The sequence below is a fragment of the Streptomyces tateyamensis genome (assembly GCF_003205575.1).
Lineage (GTDB): Bacteria > Actinomycetota > Actinomycetes > Streptomycetales > Streptomycetaceae > Kitasatospora > Kitasatospora tateyamensis.
On record NZ_PYBW01000022.1, the window covers coordinates 106,557 to 125,917 of the forward strand.

Sequence of the window (19,361 nt, forward strand, 5' to 3'; positions counted from 1 at the left end):
GTCTTGATGGTTATCGTCCGATTGCCAGAAGAACTGAATCACAGCGAGCACAGCGATCGGCACGCTCGGTCAGCAATAGGTCGTCACTTGTGACTCAAATCACAGGACGTATAGACGGGCAAACCCGGTTCATCTCGGTCATGCCCGGACACTATTCGGCGATGGCCCCCTTGCCGGCCGGTCCTGGGCGCCCCCGTCCGGGCCGCGGACCAGGACCCGGGCCGACCCGGCCCCGCCACAGGGCCTAGGACCACCGCCGGATGCCGCGGCCCTGGTCGGCGGGCTACCGTGCGGTACGTGTCCATGACGTCGCAGACCTCGCCGCAACCCGCCAGCAGCCCGCTCGCCACCCCGGACGAGTTCCGGGCCGCCCTGTCCCAGCTGGCCGCCGGGGTGGCACTGGTGACCGTCGACGACGAGGGGGAGCCGGCCGGGATGACCGCGACCTCGTTCCTGTCGGTCTCGCTGGAGCCGCCGCTGGTGCTGGTCTCGGTGCGCGAGGACTCGCGGATGGACGAGCTGCTCTCCCGGGTGGACCGCTGGGCGGTCTCGCTGCTGGGCGAGGAGCACCGGGCGCTGGCCGGGCGGTTCGCCATGAAGGGGCGGCTGAGCGACCGGCTGCTGTTCGCCGACACCCCGCACACCACGGGCGGGCTGAGCGGGGCGCCGCTGGTGACCGGGGCGCTGGCCACCGTGGAGTGCCGCACCGAGCAGCGGATACCCGCGGGCGACCACACCCTGGTGCTCGGCCGGGTGCTGCAGGCCCTGGTCCCCGACCCCGGCGGGCGCCCGCTGCTCTACTTCCGCGGCGACTACCGCCGGATCGGCTGACCGCACCGCGCCGGGCGCCCGGTCACTCCCCGCCGCGCGGCGGGGCCGAGCGCGAGCGCTTGAGGTCGGAGCGGCGCTTCTTGTCGGACAGCCGGCGCTCCACCAGACCGCGGCTGGGCTTGGTGGGCCGGCGGGTCTTGGGCGGCGGCGCCGTCGCCTCGCCGAGCAGCGAGGCCAGCCGGGCGGCGGCCACCTCGCGGTTGCGCCACTGCGAGCGGTGCTCGCTGGCCCGCACCACCAGCACCCGCCCGTCCACCAGGCGCCCGGCCAGCCGCTCCAGGGCGCGCTGCTTCCACACCTCGGGCAGCGCGGCGGAGGCGGCCAGGTCGTAGCGCAGCTCGACCTGGGTGTCGGAGGTGTTGACGTGCTGGCCACCGGGGCCGCTGGACCGGGAGAAGCGCCAGACGAGCTCGGCGTCGGGAACGACCACCGAGCCCCGCACGCGGATGGGCTCGGGCATGCGCCCATCATCCCCGGGCGGGGCCGCCGGCGTCACGCGGTTAAATGAGCCCGTGATCGAGCTCGGCTACTCCCTCTCCCTGCGGATCCCCGACCCCCCGCAGACCGACTACCGCACGGCCTCGGTGCAGGCGCTGCGGCACGACCTGTTCTGCGGCGACGTGTACCTGGCCCAGGACGAGCTGGAGCTGTCCACCGCCTGGGGCTGGGTGCCGGTGCTGGACTTCGCCTGGGCCCTGTGCGACGTGGTCGAGCAGCTGGACGAGGACCCGCGCGGCAGCCGGGCCGCCGCGCTGCGCACGGTCGACCTGGACTTCACCCAGAACACCGAGCTGCTGCGGTTCGCCCGCCGGTTCGGCCACGTGGAGGTCATCGCGACCTGGGTGGACGAGGAGCCGCTGGTGGTCCGCCACCAGGAGCTGCGCAGGGAGGCCCGGGACTTCCTGCAGGACGTGCTGGCCGACCTGGTCGACCTGCACCCCGAGCTGGGCGACAACCCGCAGATCTGGACCGTGCAGGCCCGCTACCCGCGGATCTGAGCCTGGCTCAGCTCCGCCCGGACCGGCCCTGGGTGCGGCCGCTGCGCAGCTCGCCCAGGTCCAGCAGCTCGGTGTCGTCCTCCGGGGTCAGGTCGACCACCCGGGTGTCGGCCACCTCGTCGCCCAGCACGTCGGCCAGGTCCGGCTCCACCGGCTCGGGACGCTGCTCGGCCAGCTCGCGCACCGAACCGACCGCGGGCGCCGGCGCCGCCGCCCGCATCGCCGCGGTGCGGTCGAAGAAGCTGAAGCCCGGTCCCCGCCCGTGGCCCGCCTGCGGCCGGGGCCGCTGCCGCTGCCGCTCCATCGGAGCCGGCGCCGCCGCGGCCTCACTGCCCGGCGCGGCCAGCACCGGGCGCACCGGACTCGGCGCCACCGCCGCCCGCTCGCCCTCGGCCGCCCCGCGCGCGGCCACCGGCTCCAGCCGCCCGATCCGCGACTGCGGCACGGCCGGCGCGTGCGCCTGGCGCACCTCGGGCAGCGCCGCCGGGTCCGCCGAAGCCGTGGCCGGCAGCGCCGCCGCGGCCCGCCGGGCCGCCTGACGGCGCGCCAGGTGCTCGGCCTGCGCCTGGGCCAGCTCGGCCCGCCGCTCCAGCGCGCGCAGCGCGTTGGCCGCGCGCAGGAAGGTCACCGGGGTCACCGGGTGCTTGGGACGGGCCGCCTCGATCGCCCGCTGCGCCGCCTCGGCCTCCTTGAGCGCCTGCTCGGCGGCCTGCACCGCGCGCTCCTTGAGCAGCCGGGCGATCTCGGTCTCCGCCTTGGCCAGCCGGGACTTCTCCGCCGTCAGCCGGCGGCCCAGCCGGGCCGCCCGCTCCTCGGCCACCTCGGCCGCGTACTCGGCCTCGGCCAACTGCTCCTCGTAACGCTCCTCGTCGCGCAGCCGGCGCACCGCGGCGGTCTCGGCCGCGGCCCGGGCGGCCCGGTCGCGCTGGCGCAGCACCATGGCGGTGCCCAGCACCGCGAGCACCGCGGCCACCCCGACCGAGCGGACCACCACCTGGTCCGGACTGACCAGCAGGGCGGCGAGCGCGGCCACCGTGAGGACCGCGGCCGCGGTCGGCAGCAGGGCCCGGCTGAGGAGCGAGGAGTGACGGTGGCGTCCGCGAGACATGGACAGAAAACTAGCGTGCGAATAGCGCCGCTGTCAGCCCGGGGTGACCCGTACCGCTACCGCCCAGCTCAACGCGCCTGACGCCCGGTCAGCGGGCCGAGGACGCCGTGCCCTTCCCGGAGGAGCCGCCGTCCTCCGGCAGCTTGCAGACGTGCTGCAGCCACAGCGCCGCGGCCACCACGGCGGCAGCCGCCAGCACGGCCAGCCCGGCGGTGATCACGGCCGTGCGGTGCGCGTCGAAGTCCGGCAGCGTCGCCAGCTCGATGCCCAGCCCCGCGTACACCCCGGCCACCACGGCCGACACCAGCGCACTGGCCTGGCCCAGCACCACCGCACGGGCCGCCATCAGCGGATCCACCCGCTTGGCGCCCGGCGCCCGGTCCCGGATCGCCTTCAACCGGGACCGCAGCGAGACCGCCGCGGCCAACAGCACCACCGCCACCACCGCCAGCACCACCGGAGCCGCCGCCGGGACTCCCGGCAGCGTGTCCAGCGAGTTCCACAGCTTGGCGCCGGCCCAGGCCAGCGCCGTGACGACCACGAAGATGCCCAGCAGCAGACGCACTCGCAGCGGCTTCACTGGTTCGACGGTTCCCTTCTGGAGGCCGGCGGACGCCCATCGCCGCCACAGCGCCGGCTCGACCTTACTCCGGCAGGCGCAACTGGATGTCGGCGCGCCGGGCCACACCCTGCGCCCCCGGCCCGCCCAGCCCGGCCAGCAGCTCGGCCACCCGGCCGTGGCCAGGCAGCTCGGCCTGCGGGTCGGCGTCCTGCCACGGGGCGAGCACGAAAGCCCGCTCGTGCGCGCGCGGGTGCGGCAGCAGCAGCACCGGGTCCTCGCTCAGCACGTCCTGGTAGCTGACGATGTCCACGTCCAGGGTGCGGGCGCCCCAGCGCACCGTGCGCACCCGGCCGAAGGCGTCCTCGACCGCGTTGGCCCGCTCCAGCAGGTCGCGCGGCGTCAGCGTGGTGCGCAGCAGCATTACCGCGTTGAAGTAGGCGGGCTGGTCCTGCGGACCGCCCACGGCGGCGGTCTCGAACACGCCGGAGACGGCCGTCACCTTCACCCCGGGGGTGTCGCCGAGCGCGTCCACCGCGCCCTGCAGGGTCTCCAGCCGGTTGCCCAGGTTGCTGCCCACGGCAAGCACCGCGGTACGCACCCGCGACAGGGTGTCGTCCACGCTGTCCACCCGGCGCTGCAGGTCGAACGTGCTCGGGGTGGCAGTGGGGTCACTGGTGGTCATCCGCGGCTCCGATGGATCGTGATGGTCACGTCGTCGAACGGCACCGTGATCGGCGCGTCCGGCTTGTGCACGGTGACCTCGACCTCCTCGACCGCCTGGTGCTTGAGGCACTGGTCGGCGATCCGCTGGGCCAAGGTCTCGATCAGGTCCACCGGCTCGCCCGAGATGATCGCGGTGACCTCCTCCGCGACGATCCCGTAGTGCGCCGTGCGGCTGAGATCGTCGCCGGACGCGGCCGGCCGGGTGTCCAGGTACAGCACCAGGTCGACCACGAAGGTCTGCCCCTCGATCCGCTCCCGCTCGAATACGCCGTGGTGGCCGCGGGCGCGCAGGCCTCGCAGGGTGACGCGGTCCAGCACCTGAATCACTGCTCCTGATCGTGGCACGGCGGGCCCCGTCGCCCGCCGTCCGTCGAATCTACCCTCGCCACCGGACAGCACCGCGGCACGCCCTGCTGTTCCCGACCGGACCGCTACTCCTCGTCCTCGTCGTCACCGCTGGTCAGCACCGGTGAACCGTGGTGCGACCAGAGCCGCCAGCCGTCCGCGGTCCGGCGGAACACGTTGGTGGAGACCACCTTCCCGCCGACCAGCGGGCCCAGCTCCCCCTCCTCGTCCGACTCCCCGCCGGACAGGATGTTCTCGGTGCAGGTGACCAGCGCCACGTCCCCCTGCACCTCGACCTCGACGTCGGTCAGGAAGAACTGGATGTACTCCGTGTTCATCATGATCAGCAGGTAGGACCTGGTCACCTGGGCGCGGCCGCGCAACACCGGCCAGCCCGGGTGCACGCACACCACACCCGTCTTGTCGTCGGCGTCGGCGGCGGACAGCCAGACGTCCTCCACCGCCTCCAGGTCGCCGGTCTCCAGCGCCTCGTACAACCGCTGATTGGCCGCCAGCACCGCCTCGCGGTCGGCCTCCGGAGCGGAAGCGCCGTTGCCCGACGGCCCCTTGCCCAACGCGCCGTCACCAGTCACGCCACCACCCACTTCCTCGCTCAGCTCGGCCCGGCCGCCTGCCAGGCGGCCACCACCCGGACCGCGTCGGCAGTGCCGGCCACGTCGTGCACCCGCACCGCCCAGGCACCGGCCCGGGCCGCCAGCACCGAGACCGCCGCCGTGGCGTCGTCCCGCTGCCGAGCCGGCCGCGGCTGCCCGGTTTCCGGGTTGGCGAGCAGCGTACCCAGGAACCGCTTGCGAGATGCGGCGACCAACACCGGGCGCCCCAAGCCGGTCAGCGCGCCCAAACCTCCCAGCAACGCCCAGTTGTGCTCGCTTGTCTTGGCGAAACCCAGCCCCGGATCCAGGACCAACTGCTCCTCCTTGACCCCCGCCGCCAGCAGCGCCTCGATCCGCACCGACAGCTCGGCCACCACCTCGCGCACCACGTCCCCGTACACCGCCAGCGCGTCCATGTCCGCCGACTGCCCGCGCCAGTGCATCACCACGAACGGCGCTCCCGAGTCGGCCACCACCCGGGCCATGTCCGGGTCGGCCAGCCCGCCCGAGACGTCGTTCACCAGCAGCGCCCCCGCCGCCAGCGCCTGATCGGCGACCCGGGCCCGCATCGTGTCCACCGACACCACCACCCCGGCCGCCGCCAGCTCGCGCACCACCGGCAGCACCCGGCGCAGCTCCTCCGCCTCGGTGACCCGCTGCGAACCCGGCCGGGTCGACTCCCCGCCCACGTCCACCAGGTCCGCGCCCAGCCCGGTCAGCCGCAGCCCGTGCGCCACCGCCGCCTGCGGGTCCAGCCACAGCCCGCCGTCCGAGAAGGAGTCGGGAGTGACGTTCACGACGCCCATCACGGCACAGCGGTCGAGGGCGGGCAGGCCGGGCAGCGGGTTGTTCATGCGGCCATTATCGGCCGCCCGCCGCCCGGCCCGCGCAGCCCTACGCCGCCGGAGCCACCTGGTCGGCCGTGCCGGCCGGCGCCGCCATCAGGCCCTGCCGCTGGCGCTTGCGGCCGAACCGCGGCATGCCCAGCGTGATGAACGCCTCCGCCTGCATCGCCGCGAACCCGATCCGCGGCAGGTCCCGGGTGTTCGGGTAGACCAGGAACCGCGGCTCCCACTCCGGCTGGAACTTCGCGTTGAACTTGTACAGCGACTCGATCTGGAACCACCGCGACAGGAACACCAGCAGCCCGCGCCAGGCCCGCAGCACCGGCCCCGCACCGATCCGCTCGCCGCGCGCCAGCGCCGAACGGAACATGGCGAAGTTCAGCGAGACCCGCCGCACCCCCAGGTTCGGCACCTCCTGCAGCGCGGCCACGATCAGCAGCTCGTTCAGCCCCGGATCGGCGGCCCGGTCGCGACGCATCAGCTCGAGCGAGATGCCGTCAGCGCCCCAGGGCACGAAGTGCAGCACCGCCTTCAGGTCGTCACCCGCCGGCTCGCCCTCCTCCGGCGCCTTGTGCGCGGTCACCACCACGCAGCCGTCGTCACCCGGGTCGCCGAACCGGCCCAGCGCCATCGAGAACCCGCGCTCGGTGTCGGTACCGCGCCAACGGGCCGCCGCGTCAGCGATCCGCATCTTCTCCTCCAGCGTCAGGTCGCCGACCCGGCGCACCTGGCAGGAGTACCCGTTGCGCTCGATCCGCTTCACCATCTGACGCACGTTGCGCATCGCCCGGCCGGACAGCGAGAAGGTGCTGGCGTCCACGATCGCCTCGTCGCCCAGCTCCAGCGCGTCCAGCCCCGCCTCGCGGGTCCAGACCTCGCCGCCGACCTCGCTGCAGCCCATCACCGCCGGCACCCAGGCGTGCTCACGGGCGTGCGCCATGAACACCTTGATCGCGCCCGGCCAGGCCTCCACGTCACCCACCGGGTCACCCGAGGCCAGCATCACCCCGGACACCACCCGGTAGGAGATCGCCGCCTTGCCGGTCGGCGAGAAGAGCACGCTCTTGTCCCGGCGCAGCGCGAAGTAGCCCAGCGAGTCGCGCGCACCGTGGCGCTCCAGCAGCGCCCGCACCCGCTCCTCGTCCTGCGGCGTCAGCTCCGGCTCCGGCTTGCCCGGCCGCAGCAGCAGGTACGCGGTCGAGAAGGCCGTCAGCAGACCCAGCCCGGCCAGCGAGTAACCGACCGCGTCGGCGATCCGGTCCGGGTGGTAGCGCACCGGGCCGTCCAGCCCGAACAGGCCCCACACCGTCTCGTGCAGCCGGTCCCACAGGCTCGGCCGGCCCATCTCCCGGGCCGGGTGCGCGCTGACGATCAGGAAGCCCAGCCCCAGGCTGATCGCACCCATCACCACGAAGTTCAGCAGCGCCCGCCACCGGGTCCGCGGATCGGCCTTCGCGTAGAACTCGCGCCGGTGCACCAGCATCACCGCCAGCAGCACCAGCGACACCACCGCGGGACCGACCTGGTGCCAGCGCAGCACGTGCAGCGCCGCACTGACCGGCAGCAGCACGCAGACCATCCGCCAGGCCCGGCTCTTGCGCCGGCGCAGCGCGTGCGCCAGCAGCACCAGCAGCAGGCCGATCACCAGTGTGCCCGCCGTGGCCAGCGTGGTCGTCATCCCCGGCAGCTGGCCCGCCCAGCTGTGCATCCGGGTGTGCCGCAGCTTGGGGAAGACCCCGCTGAGGATGTCCACCAGGCCGATCAGCAGACAGGCGTAACCCACCGCTCCTGGCAGCCAGGCGCGCGGAACGGCTGCGGCCTGGGTGCGCAACGTCTTCAGGCCCCGTCGGCGGGGCTGCTCCTGGGACGACTCAGCGGACACGGGAACCCTCATGGAAGCCCAGCGTAGAGGCTCCGGGCAACTGCCCGGCCACCCTGGGGAACGAGCCGTCAAGGTCCTGCATGTGTAGTTCCTTCCCTTGACCAAGACAACGTCAAGAGCGAGTAATCCGTGGTCCACCGACGCCGGGCCGGTCCTCCCGCGGTCCGGCCCTGGCCCCCGTGCCAGTGGCGACGCCGAAGTCTAGGGCCTTGGTTCCTGTGGGTGAAGCCGGGCCGCCGCGACGCACCCGACCGTACCGCCCGCCGTTCGACCGGCGTTGCCCCGGTGGACAGCGACGGCTCCGGTGGCCGGCCCCCGATCCGTCTCCGATGATGGGTCAGCCGGGCCCGCCGCAGCCGCACCCGCACCGCACGATCGAAGCAGCCGCAGACCCACTGACGCTCCGACAGCCCGCACGGCGCTCGCCGAGGGGAGGCCCTGGGATGGAACTGACCAGCAGCGCGCTGGTGTACCTGGTCGCCGGCCTCACCCTGCTGGCCCTGACCGCCACCGTGCTGCTCTGGCCCCGGCTGGCCGGCCGCCACCCGCTCCAGATCCTCGGCCGGATCGGCCTCCTGACGGTGAGCCAGCTGCTCGCGCTGGCCGTCTGCGCCCTCACCCTGAACGCCGCCTACGGTTTTTACTCCTCCTGGCACGACCTGCTCCAGCCGACCGGCGGACAGCTCGCCCTCGGCCCCGCGGGCCCCGGCGCCCGCTCCGGACCCCCGGTCGGCGACGCCCTGGTCCGGCCCACCACCGAAGGCGGCCTCGACCAGGTCACCGACCTGCCGCAGGGCAAGCCCGAGGAGGTCGGACAGATCAGCTCCATCCGGGTCAACGGAAAGGAGAGCGGCCTGTCCGACCAGATGTTCATCTATCTGCCACCCGAGTACTTCAACCCGAAGTACGCCCGGGAGCGCTTCCCGGTGCTGCTCACCCTGGCCGGCTACCCCGGGCCCGCCCTGCACCTGCTCAGCGAACTGCACACCCCGCAGACCGCCTGGGACCTGCAACGCACCGGCCGGATGGCCCCCACCGTCGTCGTCATGGCCCGCCCCACCGTCGCCGCCCCCCGCAACACCGAATGCGTCGACGTCCCCGGCGGGCCCGCCACCGAGACCTGGTTCGCCAAGGACCTGCCCAACGCCCTGCGCTCCGCCTACCGGGTCAGCCGCTCGCCCGCCTCCTGGGGCGTGCTCGGCTACTCCACCGGCGGCAGCTGCGCGCTGCGGCTGGCCCTGCGCGACCCGGGCTCCTACGGCTCCGCCGCCGCCCTGCACGCCGACTACCAGGTGCCGGAGGACTGGAGCACCGGCGACCTGTTCGGCGGCAGCCGGCAGCTGGCCCAGGGCTACGACCTCGCCTGGCGGCTGCAGAACCTGCCGGTGCCCAAGTCCCACCTGCTGCTGGTGAGCACCCGCACCGAGGAGGACTACGCCGCCACCCAGCAGTTCCTGGCCACTGCCAGCAGCACCGCCCAGGCCCACCCCGACCTCACGGTCGACTCGCTCTTCCTCCCGGACGGCGGCCACAGCTTCGACACCTGGCGCCGCGAGCTCCCCGCCAGCCTGGAGTGGCTCAGCGACCACCTCTCGCCCGCCCCCGACCGCGAACCCCGCGCGGGCTGACGCACCGCCCGGGAAGGCCTCAGCGGCCGATGATCAGGCTCATCGCCTCGGCCCGGGTCGCGGGGTCGCGCAGCTGGCCGCGCACCGCGGAGGTGAGGGTCTTGGCGCCGGGCTTGCGGATGCCGCGCACCGTCATGCACATGTGCTCGGCCTCGACCACCACGATGGCCCCGCGCGGCTCCAGGACCCGCATCAGCGAGTCCGCGATCTGGGTGGTCAGGCGCTCCTGGACCTGCGGGCGGCGCGCGTAGACGTCCACCAGGCGGGCCAGCTTGGACAGGCCGGTGATCTTGCCACTGGTGGACGGGATGTAGCCGATGTGGGCCACGCCGTGGAACGTCAGCAGGTGGTGCTCGCAGGTCGACACCAGTTCGATGTCCCTGACCAGCACCAGTTCGTCGTGCCCCAGGTCGAACGTCGTGGTCAGCACGTCCTCGGCCTGCTGCCAGAGGCCGGCGAATATCTCCTTGTAGGCCCGCGCCACCCGCGCCGGGGTCTCCCGCAGCCCCTCCCGCTCCGGGTCCTCGCCGACGGCTATCAGCAGTTCGCGGATCGCGTTCTCGGCCCGCTTCTGGTCGAAGGTGCCGACGGTGGCCTGTCCGTCGAGCGTCACCGGGTCGGTCATGCGGGCCTCGCAGTTGCTGAGTAGAGGGATACCTGAGCAGCACGAATGCCGCGCCTCCAGGGTACAAACCCCGAGGGCGCGGCACTCATTCCGCTTACCCCGCTGGGACGGTCAGCTCTCGGTCGACTCGCCGGTGACCGGGGGGAGCTTGAGGGTGTCCATCGGGCCGGTCTCCAGGGAGGCGGCGGCACCGTTGCTCAGGGCCAGCTCCTTGGGGGACTGGACCGGCGGGCGGGTGGACGGGGTGCGGCGGGCCGAGCCGGTCCAGGCGGGCCGGGCCGGGCGCTTCACCACGGGGGCGAAGATCTCGGCGATCTGCTCCTTGTTCAGGGTCTCCTTCTCCAGGAGCTCCAGGACCAGGTTGTCCAGCACGTCGCGGTTCTCGACCAGGATCTCCCACGCCTCGTTGTGGGCGTTCTCGATCAGCTTCTTGACCTCTTCGTCCACCAGCCCGGCGACCTCTTCCGAGTAGTCGCGCTGGTGGCCCATCTCACGGCCGAGGAACGGCTCGGAGTTGTCGCTGCCGAACTTGATGGCACCGAGGCGCTCGGTCATGCCGTACTGGGTCACCATCGCGCGGGCGGTGGCGGTGGCCTTCTCGATGTCGTTCGAGGCGCCGGTGGTCGGGTCGTGGAAGACCAGTTCCTCCGCCGCACGGCCGCCCAGCATGTACGCGAGCTGGTCGAGCATCTCGTTGCGGGTGGTCGAGTACTTGTCCTCCTCCGGCAGCACCATGGTGTAACCCAGGGCCCGGCCGCGGGACAGGATGGTGATCTTGTGCACCGGGTCGGCGTTCGGGGAGGCCGCCGCGACCAGGGCGTGGCCGCCCTCGTGGTACGCGGTGATCTTCTTCTCCTTGTCCGACATGATCCGGGTGCGCTTCTGCGGCCCCGCGACCACGCGGTCGATCGCCTCGTCCAGGGTGACGTTGTCGACCAGCTTCTTGTCCGAGCGGGCGGTCAGCAGCGCGGCCTCGTTGAGCACGTTCGCCAGGTCGGCACCGGTGAAGCCGGGGGTGCGCTTGGCGACGGCCTTGAGGTCGACGTCCGGGGCGACCGGCTTGCCCTTCTGGTGCACCTTGAGGATGTCCAGACGGCCCTGCAGGTCGGGGCGCTCGACGGCGATCTGCCGGTCGAAGCGGCCCGGGCGCAGCAGCGCCGGGTCGAGGATGTCGGGGCGGTTCGTGGCGGCGATCAGGATGACGCCGCCCTTCACGTCGAAGCCGTCCATCTCGACCAGCAGCTGGTTGAGGGTCTGCTCGCGCTCGTCGTGGCCGCCGCCGAGGCCCGCGCCGCGGTGCCGGCCGACGGCGTCGATCTCGTCGACGAAGACGATGGCGGGGGCGTTGGCCTTGGCCTGCTCGAACAGGTCGCGGACCCGGGAGGCACCGACACCGACGAACATCTCGACGAAGTCGGAGCCCGAGATGGAGTAGAACGGGACGCCGGCCTCGCCCGCGACGGCGCGCGCCAGCAGGGTCTTGCCGGTGCCGGGCGGGCCGTAGAGCAGCACGCCCTTGGGGATCTTGGCGCCGACGGCCTGGAACTTGGCCGGCTCCTGCAGGAACTCCTTGATCTCGTGGAGCTCCTCCACCGCCTCGTCGGCACCGGCCACGTCGGCGAAGGTGGTCTTCGGGGTGTCCTTGGTGAGCAGCTTGGCCTTGGACTTGCCGAACTGCATGACCCGGGAGCCGCCGCCCTGCATCTGGTTCATCAGGAACAGGAAGACCAGCACGATGATCACGATCGGCAGCATGGAGAGCAGCAGGCTGACGAAGCCGCTCTGCTTCTCCGGGGTGATCGTGTAGCCCTGGGTGGGCATCTTCTTCGGGTCGTTGGACATCGCCTCGGCGATGTCCTTGCCCTGGTCGCCGATGTAGGAGGCCTGGAACTTGTTGCCCGAGGGGGCCTTGCCGTTGCTGCCGGGGCCCAGGCTCTGGCCGTCCTGCAGCTGGATCTTGATCGTGTTCGAGTCGCCAGTGGTGAGCTGTGCCTGCTTGACCTGGCCGCTATTGATCGCCTGGATCACCTGGCCGGTGTCCACCGTCTTGTAGCCGTTCGAATTCGAAACGACGTTCATCAGCACAATGACGGCGACGACTGCCAGGAGGATCCATGCGATCGGCGCGCGGAAGTATCGCTTGACGTCCATCCATGCGGGGCGTTGCCGCCCCGTCCCTCCTGCCACTCAACGGCACCGCTCGGCCAAGGCCGTCGGCGCATCTGATTTGTGCGAGCGCACCCCGCCCGGTGTCCCGGCGGGGCCGGTACGAAGAGCGGGTAATTTGACCGTACAGCAGTGATGCCGGGCTCCGCGGGAGCACGGCGGTACGGTCTGTTCAGTTGTCCGTCCGCCGACTCCAACGGGTGGAACCGGTGGGGTGTTCCCCGGTGTGACGGGTTCGGCTCAGCCGCCGTACACGTGTGGGGCGAGCGTACCGATGAACGGCAGGTTGCGGAGCTTCTCCGCGTAGTCCAGGCCGTACCCGACCACGAACTCGTTGGGGATGTCGAAGCCCACGTACTTGACGTCGATCTCGACCTTGGCGGCGTCCGGCTTGCGCAGCAGGGTGCAGACCTCGAGCGAGGCGGGGCCGCGCGAGCCGAGGTTGCCGAGCAGCCAGGAGAGCGTGAGGCCGGAGTCGATGATGTCCTCGACGATCAGCACGTCGCGGTCGGCGATGTCGGTGTCGAGGTCCTTGAGGATCCGCACCACGCCGGAGGACTTGGTGCCCATCCCGTAGGAGGAGACCGCCATCCAGTCCATCGTGACCTTGGAGTGCAGGGCCCGGGCCAGGTCGGCCATGACCATCACCGCACCCTTGAGCACGCCGACGATCAGCAGGTCCTTCCCGGCGTAGTCCCCGTCGATCCGCTCGGCCAGCTCGGCCAGCTTGGCGTCGATCTCGTCCTTGCTGATGAGCACCTTCGCCAGGTCGGCGCCCATGTCCTTGTCGTCCACCGGGGATACGTCCTCAAGGGTTCGTGGTCCTGTGCCGGCGGTCAGTCGTTCCGCCGCCGAAACACCAGGTTGCCACACCGGCGGGTGACCTCGACCCCCCCGGGTAGCTGCAGCGGTCCCTGGCCGCGCCAACCGGTGACCAGCTGGTCCACCGACTCCAGGTGCCGGGCGAACAGGTCGCCGGCCGGGGCTCCGGTGCGCAGCGCGGCCCGGCGCAGCACCCGGCGGCGCACCGCGCTGGGCAGCTCGGCCAGGCCGGTCACGGGCAGGGCGCGGCTGCCGTCCTGCGGGTCGGCCCGGCCGAGGTCGAGCTCGGCGCGCTCGGCCCACTGGTCCAGAGCGTCGGCGTCGTCGCGGAAGAGGCGGGCGGTGCGGGCCAGGGCCTCGACCACGCCGGCGCCCAGGTGCTTCTCCAGCACCGGCAGCACCTCGTGGCGGACCCGGGCGCGGGTGTAGGCGGGGTCCAGGTTGTGCGGGTCGTCCCAGACGGGGATGGACTGGGCGGCGCAGGCCTGGCGGGTGGCAGCGCGGTCCAGGTCGAGCAGCGGGCGGCGGTAGCGGCCCTTGCGGCCCGGCATGCCGGCCAGCGAGCGGGCGCCGGAGCCGCGGGCGAGACCCAGCAGGACGGTTTCGGCCTGGTCGTCGCGGGTGTGGCCGAGGAAGACGGCCAGGGCCTGGTGGCGGGCGGCGGCGGCGTCCAGCGCGGCGTAGCGGGCGTCGCGGGCGGCGGCTTCGGGGCCGCCTTGGCGGCCGACGTGCACGGCGACGGCTTCGACCGGGTCCAGGCCGAGGGCGCGCAGGCGTTCGGCCACCTGCTGGGCGCGCTCGGCGGAGCCGTCCTGCAAGCCGTGGTCGACGGTGACGGCCCCGACCCGCAGGCCGAGCTTGGGGGCCTCGAAGGCGGTGGCGGTGGCCAGGGCCATCGAGTCGGCGCCGCCGCTGACGGCGACCAGGACCAGCGGGGCGCCGGGGGCCGCGGGGGTGCGGGGCAGGCCGGAGGGGTGGCGGCGGGCGTTGCCGATCAGCACGCCGACCGAGCCGGCGGCGGCCGCGGTGGCCGGCTGCGGGACGGGGGCGCTGGGGGCGGGGACGACGGCCTGGGCGATGGCGGCCGAGGCCGTGGCGGGGACCAGCGCGGGGGCGCCGGCCCGGCCGTGCTCGGCGACCAGGTCGAGCAGGGCGCGGCGGGCGGCCAGGCGTATCGCCGCGACGGCGGGGTGTGGGCCCATGGGGAACAGCTCCTGGTGGCAGGGAGGGACCGGGGGACGATCTCCGGGTGACCGGATGGTCACGGATCGTCGCAGGCAGATCGTCTCACTTCGGCGGGCACGGCCGACGCGTCCGCGCCACCGGTACGACCACCGTCCCACGGACGGGTGAATGAAGAAACGTTCCCTCGCCCCGCCCCCTCACTCGTCCGGGGGCTTGGGCTGGGACTGGCGTCCGACTCGGGCCACCCAGGCGGCCGGGTCGTGGACCTCCTCCTTGGTCGGCAGGGTGTTCGGCGAGGTCCAGACCAGGTTGAAGCCGTCCATCCCGATCCGGTCCAGCACCCCGCGCACGAACAGCGCGCCGTCCTGGTACTGGCGCAGCTTGGCGTCCATGCCGAGCAGCCGGCGCAGCATCAGGTCCAGGCGTCCGGCGCCCTTGTCACGACGGGTCTGGAACTTCTCCCGGATCTCCGCGACGCTGGGCACCACGGCCGGTCCGACCCCGTCCATCACGACGTCGGCGTGGCCCTCCAGCAGCGACATGACGGCGGTCAGCCGGCCGAGGATCTCGCGCTGGCGCGGCGTCTGCACGAGGTCCAGCAGAGTGCCCGAACCGCCCGGCCGCTCCCCCGGAGCCAGCGCCTCACGCAGCCGCTCCAGCAGCGCGACGGGTTCCACGTCGGTCTCCGCGAGGAAGGACTGGACCTCGGACTGGACATGGTCGCGCAGCCAGGGGACGGCGCTGAACTGGGTGCGGTGGGTCTCCTCGTGCAGGCAGACCCAGAGCCGGAAGTCGTGCGGATCGACGTCCAGTTCCCGCTCCACCTGGACGATGTTGGGTGCCACCAGCAGCAGCCGGCCGGGCCGGCCGGCCGACTCGGCGGCGCGGGGCTGGTCGAACAGTTCGGCGGGGCTGTCGGGGGTGCGGGGAGCCCGCGGTTCGGCGGCGGCGAAGGTCTCGTACTGGCCGAGCACCTTGCTGGAGAGCAGGGCCAGCACCGCGCCGATCTCCACCCCGGTGATCTTCTCGCCGAGCGAGCCGATCACCGCGCCGCCCGGGGTGTCGGCGCGGCGGGCGGCGAGCTTGCGGGTGAGCGGGCCGATCACGGTGCGAAAGCCCGCCACGTTGGCCCGCACCCAGCCCGGGCGGTCGACCACCAGGACGGGGGCGGCACCGTCGCCGCCCAGGCGGGCCGGGTTCATCCGGGTGTGCTCGCGCACGGCGTCCTGGGCGGTGAGCGCGTGTCGGCGCAACTCCGCGACCACCGCCCGGGCCTCCTCGCGGCTGACCTGCGGTCCGGGGCGGGCCAGCCTGGTCGCGGTGGAGACCGCGAGGTTCCAGTCGACCAGGTCCGCTCCGCTGCGCGCGCTCGTCATGCCCTCACCGTACGTGCTGCGGTGGGCGGGTGGCAGCGCCTGGACCGCTTCAGTGGCAGCCGCAGGAGACCAGCTTGGCCACGATCCGGTCGACGGCCGCCCGGGTGTCGCCGGTACCGCCCTTGGTCATCAGGGCGAAGACCAGCAGCCGTCCGTCGGCGTCGACCACGGTGCCGGCCAGCGTGTTGACGCCGCTGAGGGTGCCGGTCTTGGCCCGCACGACGCCCGCGCCGTCGGCCGAGCCCTGGGCGGCGGTGAACCGCTTGTCGAGGGTGCCGGTCAGGCCGGCGATCGGCAGTCCGGTGAGCACCGGGCGCAGCTGCGGATGGTCGGGGGCGGCGGCCAGGGCCAGCAGGTCGGCCAGCACCAGGGGCGGGATCGCGTTGTGCGGGTTGAGACCGCTGGCGTCGTTGAGCGAGACGCCGGGCAGCGGGATGCCGAGCTGGCCGACGGTCTGGCTGACGGCGGCGCCGGCGCCCTCGTAGCTGGCGGGCTGGTGCGCGGCGAGGGCGACCTGGCGGCCGACCGCCTCGGCCAGCGTGTTGTCGGAGTGGGTGAGCAGCCGTTCGACCAGCCGCGGCAGCGTGGGCGACTGGACGCGGCCGAGGGCGGCGGCGCCGGCGGGGGCGGGACCCTCCTTGGGCTTGCCGTCGACCTTGACGCCCTGGGCGCCGAGCAGGTCGGCGAACCGGCCGGCGGCCTGGGCGGCGGGGTCGGGCACCCGGACCGGGCCCTCCACGTCGTCGGCCGGGTTGTTGCGGCCCTCGTCGGACATCAGGGCGGACATCGGACCGATGTTGGTGCCGTCGTTGTTCTTGTGCGCGGCGGCGCCGGTGTAGAGCGAGGTGTCGTAGGACAGGTGGACGGTGCCGGTCCCGGCGGCCTTGAGGGCGGTGGCGGTCTGCTTGGCCAGGTCGATCAGCGAGGCGGGGGCGGTCTCGCTGTCCACCGGCAGGCCGCCGATCCGGATCTGGTCCTGCGGCAGGCCGGTCAGGGTGGGGTCGCCGCCGCCGACCAGCACGATGTCGGCGGGGGTGGCGCCCTGGACGACCTTGGTGGTGATCCGGGTGTCGGCGGGCAGCAGGGAGAGCGCGGCCACCGAGGTGGCCAGCTTGGTGGTGGAGGCCGGGGTGGCGGGGGTGCCCTCGCCGGAGCCGAGCAGCAGCTTGCCGGTGCTGCCGTCGGCGATCGCGTAGGTGAGCGTGCCGAGCGCCTTGTCCTGGGTCAACTGGCCCAGTGCCGCCTGGAGTCCGGCGGTGCTGGGCAGCGCGTCGGCGCCGGTGCTCGCGGCCGGTTGCAGCACCGGGGGCGCGGCGGGGGCCGGCCCGGCCTGCGGGTGTGCCGGTGTGCCCTGGGCCACCAGGGTGAACCCCGCCGCGGCGGCCACCACCACCGCCCGGCCCCTGCGCGTGCCTGCCACTGCCCAACCCCTTTCCACAGCACTCCCTCCGGTAGGAGACACTGGGATTCTGTCAGTCCCTACCTTGGAGGCACCGTTGGAGTTCGACGTCACCATCGAGATCCCGAAGGGCTCCCGCAACAAGTACGAGGTCGACCATGAGTCCGGTCGCCTCCGCCTGGACCGGATGCTCTTCACCTCGACCCGTTACCCGGCCGACTACGGCTTCGTCGAGGGCACTCTCGGCGAGGACGGCGACCCGCTGGACGCGCTGGTCATCCTGGACGAGCCGACCTTCCCCGGCTGCCTGATCAAGTGCCGGGCGATCGGCATGTTCAAGATGACCGACGAGGCGGGCGGCGACGACAAGCTGCTCTGCGTGCCGGCCACCGACCCGCGCTGGGAGCACCTGCGGGACATCCACCACGTGTCGGAGTTCGACCGCCTGGAGATCCAGCACTTCTTCGAGGTCTACAAGGACCTGGAGCCCGGCAAGTCGGTCGAGGGTGCCGAGTGGGTCGGCCGCCTGGAGGCGGAGACCGAGATCACCGCGTCGATCAAGCGCCTGGCCGAGTCCGGCGACGCCCACTGAGGCGCCTGACCGGGTCGGTGGGTGTGGCCACCGACCCGGCTCCCACCTCGCGCTGAGGGCTCGTCAGAGCACCGCGCGGACCTCGCCGACCACTGCCCCGCCGCCGTACAGCGGCGCGGCCGCCACCTGGGCCAGCGCCTGCGCCCGGTGGCCCAGGCGGACCAGCAGGGCCGCCAGCACCGGGCCGAGCGCCCGCCCGTTGCCGTCCTCGATCTTGACGGCCAGGGCCCGTCCGTCCGGCAGCGCCACCGCCTGCACCGCCTCCGCGCCGGCCTTGGAGAGCGCCCCGGGCACCGCCCGCATCAGCCAGGTGTCCAGCCGCGCGGTGCCGGCCACGTACTGCGGGTGGGCCCGCATCGCGTCGGCGACCCGGCGCGGCGCCGAGCCCTCGGGGGCCTGCAGCAGCGCGCGGAAGCCGCGGGCCAGGCCGAGCAGCGAGACCGCGATCAGCGGCGCTCCGCAGCCGTCGGTGCCCAGCGCGGCCGCCTCCTCCCCGGTCGCCTCCTGCACCGCCTCGCGGGCCAGCAGCTGGACCGGGTGCGCCGGGTCCAGGTAGTCCGCGGTGCTCCAGCCGCGGCCGGCGCCGGCGGCCAGCCAGCCGGCGTGCTTGCCGGAGCAGTTCATCAGCAGTGGCTGGCGGGTGCCGCCGGCCGCCAGGTGGCGCTCGGCGGCGTCCCGGTCCAGCGGCAGGTCGGGCGGCGTGCGCAGGTCGGCCGGGGAGAGGCCGGCGCCGGCCAGGATCGCCCGCACCCCGGCCAGGTGGAAGTCCTCGCCGGCGTGGCTGGCGGCGGCCAGCGCGAGCAGTTCGCCGGGCAGCTCGAGGCCGGCCCGCAGGGTGGCCACCGCCTGGAAGGGCTTGTTGCTGGAGCGCGGGAAGACCGGGCGCTCGGGGGTGCCCAGGGCCAGCTCGACCGTGCCGTCCGGGGCCAGCAGGACCAGCGAGCCGCGGTGGTACCCCTCGACGAAGCCGGAGCGGACCACCTCCGCCAGGACCGGGGCCGGGGGTATCGGGGTGCTGCTGTTCATGCGGTCCTCCGCTCAGTCGGCCAGCAGGTCCTCGACCCGCGCCTCGCCCTCACGGTAGCGCCGGGTGATCTCGGCGCTGCACCCGTCGGCGGTGCGCTGCAGCAGCTGGCGGCGGCCGGAGACCTCGCGCTCGTGCGCGGTGAGCCGGTCCAGCGCGGCCAGCAGTTCGGCGGGGGCGTGCGCGGCCAGGTCGGCCAGCTGGACGTCGCCCATCAGGGCGTCCGCCTGGGTCTGGTACTGCTCGCCGCGCGGGGTGCCGAGCGTGACGTGGCGGGCCGACTGGCGGATGTGGGAGGGCGCGTCGGCGAGGATCTGCGGCAGCTGGTGCAGCAGGGTGTCCGGGGAGGCGGGGCGGGGTCGGCCGGCCAGGGTGCGGCGGTCCAGTTCGGCCCGCAGGATGTCCACCCGGCCCTGCAGCAGGCGGCGCAGGTAGGACAGGTCGGCCTCCTGCTCCAGGGCGTCCCTGCGCAGGGTGCGCAGCTCGTCGAGGCCGAGCGCCGCGATCCGCGGTTGCGCGGGGTCGGTACCCGCCAGGCTCTCGCGGGGCATCCCGTTCGTCTCCATCGGCCAACCACCTGCACTCGCGTCCTGGTCCCGCCCTTGCGCCCCCGGCTGCCGGATGCACGCCTGACGG

20 protein-coding genes are annotated in these 19,361 nt (G+C 73.4%); 4 read left to right on the forward strand and 16 right to left on the reverse strand.

The window, feature by feature from the left end:
• Nucleotides 1-303: 303 nt before the first annotated feature.
• Nucleotides 304-831: a flavin reductase family protein gene (locus tag C7C46_RS06715; protein WP_110666745.1), complete on the forward strand. Its 528-nt coding sequence runs from the start codon at nt 304-306 to the stop codon at nt 829-831.
• A gap of 22 nt (nt 832-853) precedes the next feature.
• On the opposite strand, the gene arfB is transcribed toward C7C46_RS06715, so the two are convergent.
• The gene (arfB, locus tag C7C46_RS06720) at nt 854-1,291 is read right to left on the reverse strand and encodes an alternative ribosome rescue aminoacyl-tRNA hydrolase ArfB (RefSeq protein WP_110666747.1); all 438 of its coding nucleotides are present in this window, start codon (nt 1,289-1,291) and stop codon (nt 854-856) included.
• 52 nt (nt 1,292-1,343) lie between these two features.
• Here arfB and C7C46_RS06725 point away from each other — a divergent pair, with 52 nt between their 5' ends.
• Nucleotides 1,344-1,829, forward strand: coding sequence for a hypothetical protein (locus C7C46_RS06725; RefSeq protein ID WP_110666750.1), 486 nt, complete (start codon nt 1,344-1,346; stop codon nt 1,827-1,829).
• 7 nt (nt 1,830-1,836) lie between these two features.
• Here the strand turns inward: C7C46_RS06725 and C7C46_RS06730 are convergent, their stop codons facing one another.
• The 7 genes from C7C46_RS06730 to C7C46_RS06760 form a co-directional block, all read right to left on the reverse strand.
• The gene (locus tag C7C46_RS06730) at nt 1,837-2,937 is read right to left on the reverse strand and encodes a hypothetical protein (RefSeq protein WP_110666753.1); all 1,101 of its coding nucleotides are present in this window, start codon (nt 2,935-2,937) and stop codon (nt 1,837-1,839) included.
• Nucleotides 2,938-3,025: 88 nt separating this feature from the next.
• The gene (locus C7C46_RS06735; protein WP_110666755.1) at nt 3,026-3,517 is read right to left on the reverse strand and encodes a DUF3180 domain-containing protein; all 492 of its coding nucleotides are present in this window, start codon (nt 3,515-3,517) and stop codon (nt 3,026-3,028) included.
• A gap of 64 nt (nt 3,518-3,581) precedes the next feature.
• Complete coding sequence (gene folK, locus C7C46_RS06740) at nt 3,582-4,181, reverse strand: 2-amino-4-hydroxy-6-hydroxymethyldihydropteridine diphosphokinase (protein WP_110666757.1); 600 nt, start codon at nt 4,179-4,181, stop codon at nt 3,582-3,584.
• Nucleotides 4,178-4,537 (reverse strand): dihydroneopterin aldolase, encoded by a 360-nt coding sequence (gene folB, locus C7C46_RS06745; protein ID WP_110666858.1) that lies wholly within the window; start codon nt 4,535-4,537, stop codon nt 4,178-4,180. The genes folK and folB overlap by 4 nt, the downstream gene beginning before the upstream one ends.
• A 116-nt stretch (nt 4,538-4,653) precedes the next feature.
• The gene (locus C7C46_RS06750; RefSeq protein ID WP_425470027.1) at nt 4,654-5,160 is read right to left on the reverse strand and encodes a nuclear transport factor 2 family protein; all 507 of its coding nucleotides are present in this window, start codon (nt 5,158-5,160) and stop codon (nt 4,654-4,656) included.
• A 20-nt stretch (nt 5,161-5,180) separates the two neighbouring features.
• Entirely contained in the window at nt 5,181-6,035 is an 855-nt protein-coding gene (gene folP, locus C7C46_RS06755) for a dihydropteroate synthase (protein WP_110666762.1), read from the reverse strand.
• Nucleotides 6,036-6,075: 40 nt separating this feature from the next.
• Nucleotides 6,076-7,920, reverse strand: a complete 1,845-nt coding sequence (locus C7C46_RS06760; RefSeq protein WP_110666764.1) for a phosphatidylglycerol lysyltransferase domain-containing protein — start codon at nt 7,918-7,920, stop codon at nt 6,076-6,078.
• A gap of 431 nt (nt 7,921-8,351) precedes the next feature.
• Between C7C46_RS06760 and C7C46_RS06765 the strand changes: the two genes are divergently transcribed.
• Entirely contained in the window at nt 8,352-9,536 is a 1,185-nt protein-coding gene (locus C7C46_RS06765; protein WP_110666766.1) for an alpha/beta hydrolase, read from the forward strand.
• A gap of 19 nt (nt 9,537-9,555) precedes the next feature.
• On the opposite strand, the gene folE is transcribed toward C7C46_RS06765, so the two are convergent.
• The 6 genes from folE to dacB form a co-directional block, all read right to left on the reverse strand.
• Nucleotides 9,556-10,161 carry a GTP cyclohydrolase I FolE gene (gene folE / locus C7C46_RS06770; RefSeq protein ID WP_110666768.1) on the reverse strand — a complete coding sequence of 202 codons (606 nt, stop codon included), beginning with the start codon at nt 10,159-10,161 and terminating at the stop codon, nt 9,556-9,558.
• Between the two features lie 111 nt (nt 10,162-10,272).
• The gene (gene ftsH, locus C7C46_RS06775) at nt 10,273-12,312 is read right to left on the reverse strand and encodes an ATP-dependent zinc metalloprotease FtsH (protein ID WP_110666770.1); all 2,040 of its coding nucleotides are present in this window, start codon (nt 12,310-12,312) and stop codon (nt 10,273-10,275) included.
• Nucleotides 12,313-12,567: 255 nt separating this feature from the next.
• Nucleotides 12,568-13,122 carry a hypoxanthine phosphoribosyltransferase gene (gene hpt, locus C7C46_RS06780; RefSeq protein ID WP_181442227.1) on the reverse strand — a complete coding sequence of 185 codons (555 nt, stop codon included), beginning with the start codon at nt 13,120-13,122 and terminating at the stop codon, nt 12,568-12,570.
• A gap of 41 nt (nt 13,123-13,163) precedes the next feature.
• Nucleotides 13,164-14,351 (reverse strand): tRNA lysidine(34) synthetase TilS, encoded by a 1,188-nt coding sequence (tilS, locus tag C7C46_RS06785; protein WP_110666772.1) that lies wholly within the window; start codon nt 14,349-14,351, stop codon nt 13,164-13,166.
• Between the two features lie 180 nt (nt 14,352-14,531).
• The gene (locus C7C46_RS06790) at nt 14,532-15,710 is read right to left on the reverse strand and encodes a zinc-dependent metalloprotease (protein WP_110666774.1); all 1,179 of its coding nucleotides are present in this window, start codon (nt 15,708-15,710) and stop codon (nt 14,532-14,534) included.
• Nucleotides 15,711-15,759: 49 nt separating this feature from the next.
• A complete protein-coding gene (gene dacB / locus C7C46_RS06795) occupies nt 15,760-17,130 on the reverse strand; it encodes a D-alanyl-D-alanine carboxypeptidase/D-alanyl-D-alanine endopeptidase (RefSeq protein ID WP_181442228.1) in 1,371 nt (456 codons plus the stop codon).
• 76 nt (nt 17,131-17,206) lie between these two features.
• On the opposite strand from dacB, the gene C7C46_RS06800 reads away from it, so the two are divergent.
• Complete coding sequence (locus tag C7C46_RS06800) at nt 17,207-17,701, forward strand: inorganic diphosphatase (RefSeq protein ID WP_035846397.1); 495 nt, start codon at nt 17,207-17,209, stop codon at nt 17,699-17,701.
• Nucleotides 17,702-17,764: 63 nt separating this feature from the next.
• On the opposite strand, the gene C7C46_RS06805 is transcribed toward C7C46_RS06800, so the two are convergent.
• Nucleotides 17,765-18,727 (reverse strand): asparaginase, encoded by a 963-nt coding sequence (locus C7C46_RS06805; RefSeq protein WP_110666778.1) that lies wholly within the window; start codon nt 18,725-18,727, stop codon nt 17,765-17,767.
• Nucleotides 18,728-18,739: 12 nt separating this feature from the next.
• Entirely contained in the window at nt 18,740-19,291 is a 552-nt protein-coding gene (locus C7C46_RS06810; RefSeq protein ID WP_245984246.1) for an RsiG family protein, read from the reverse strand.
• Between the last annotated feature and the right edge of the window lie 70 nt (nt 19,292-19,361).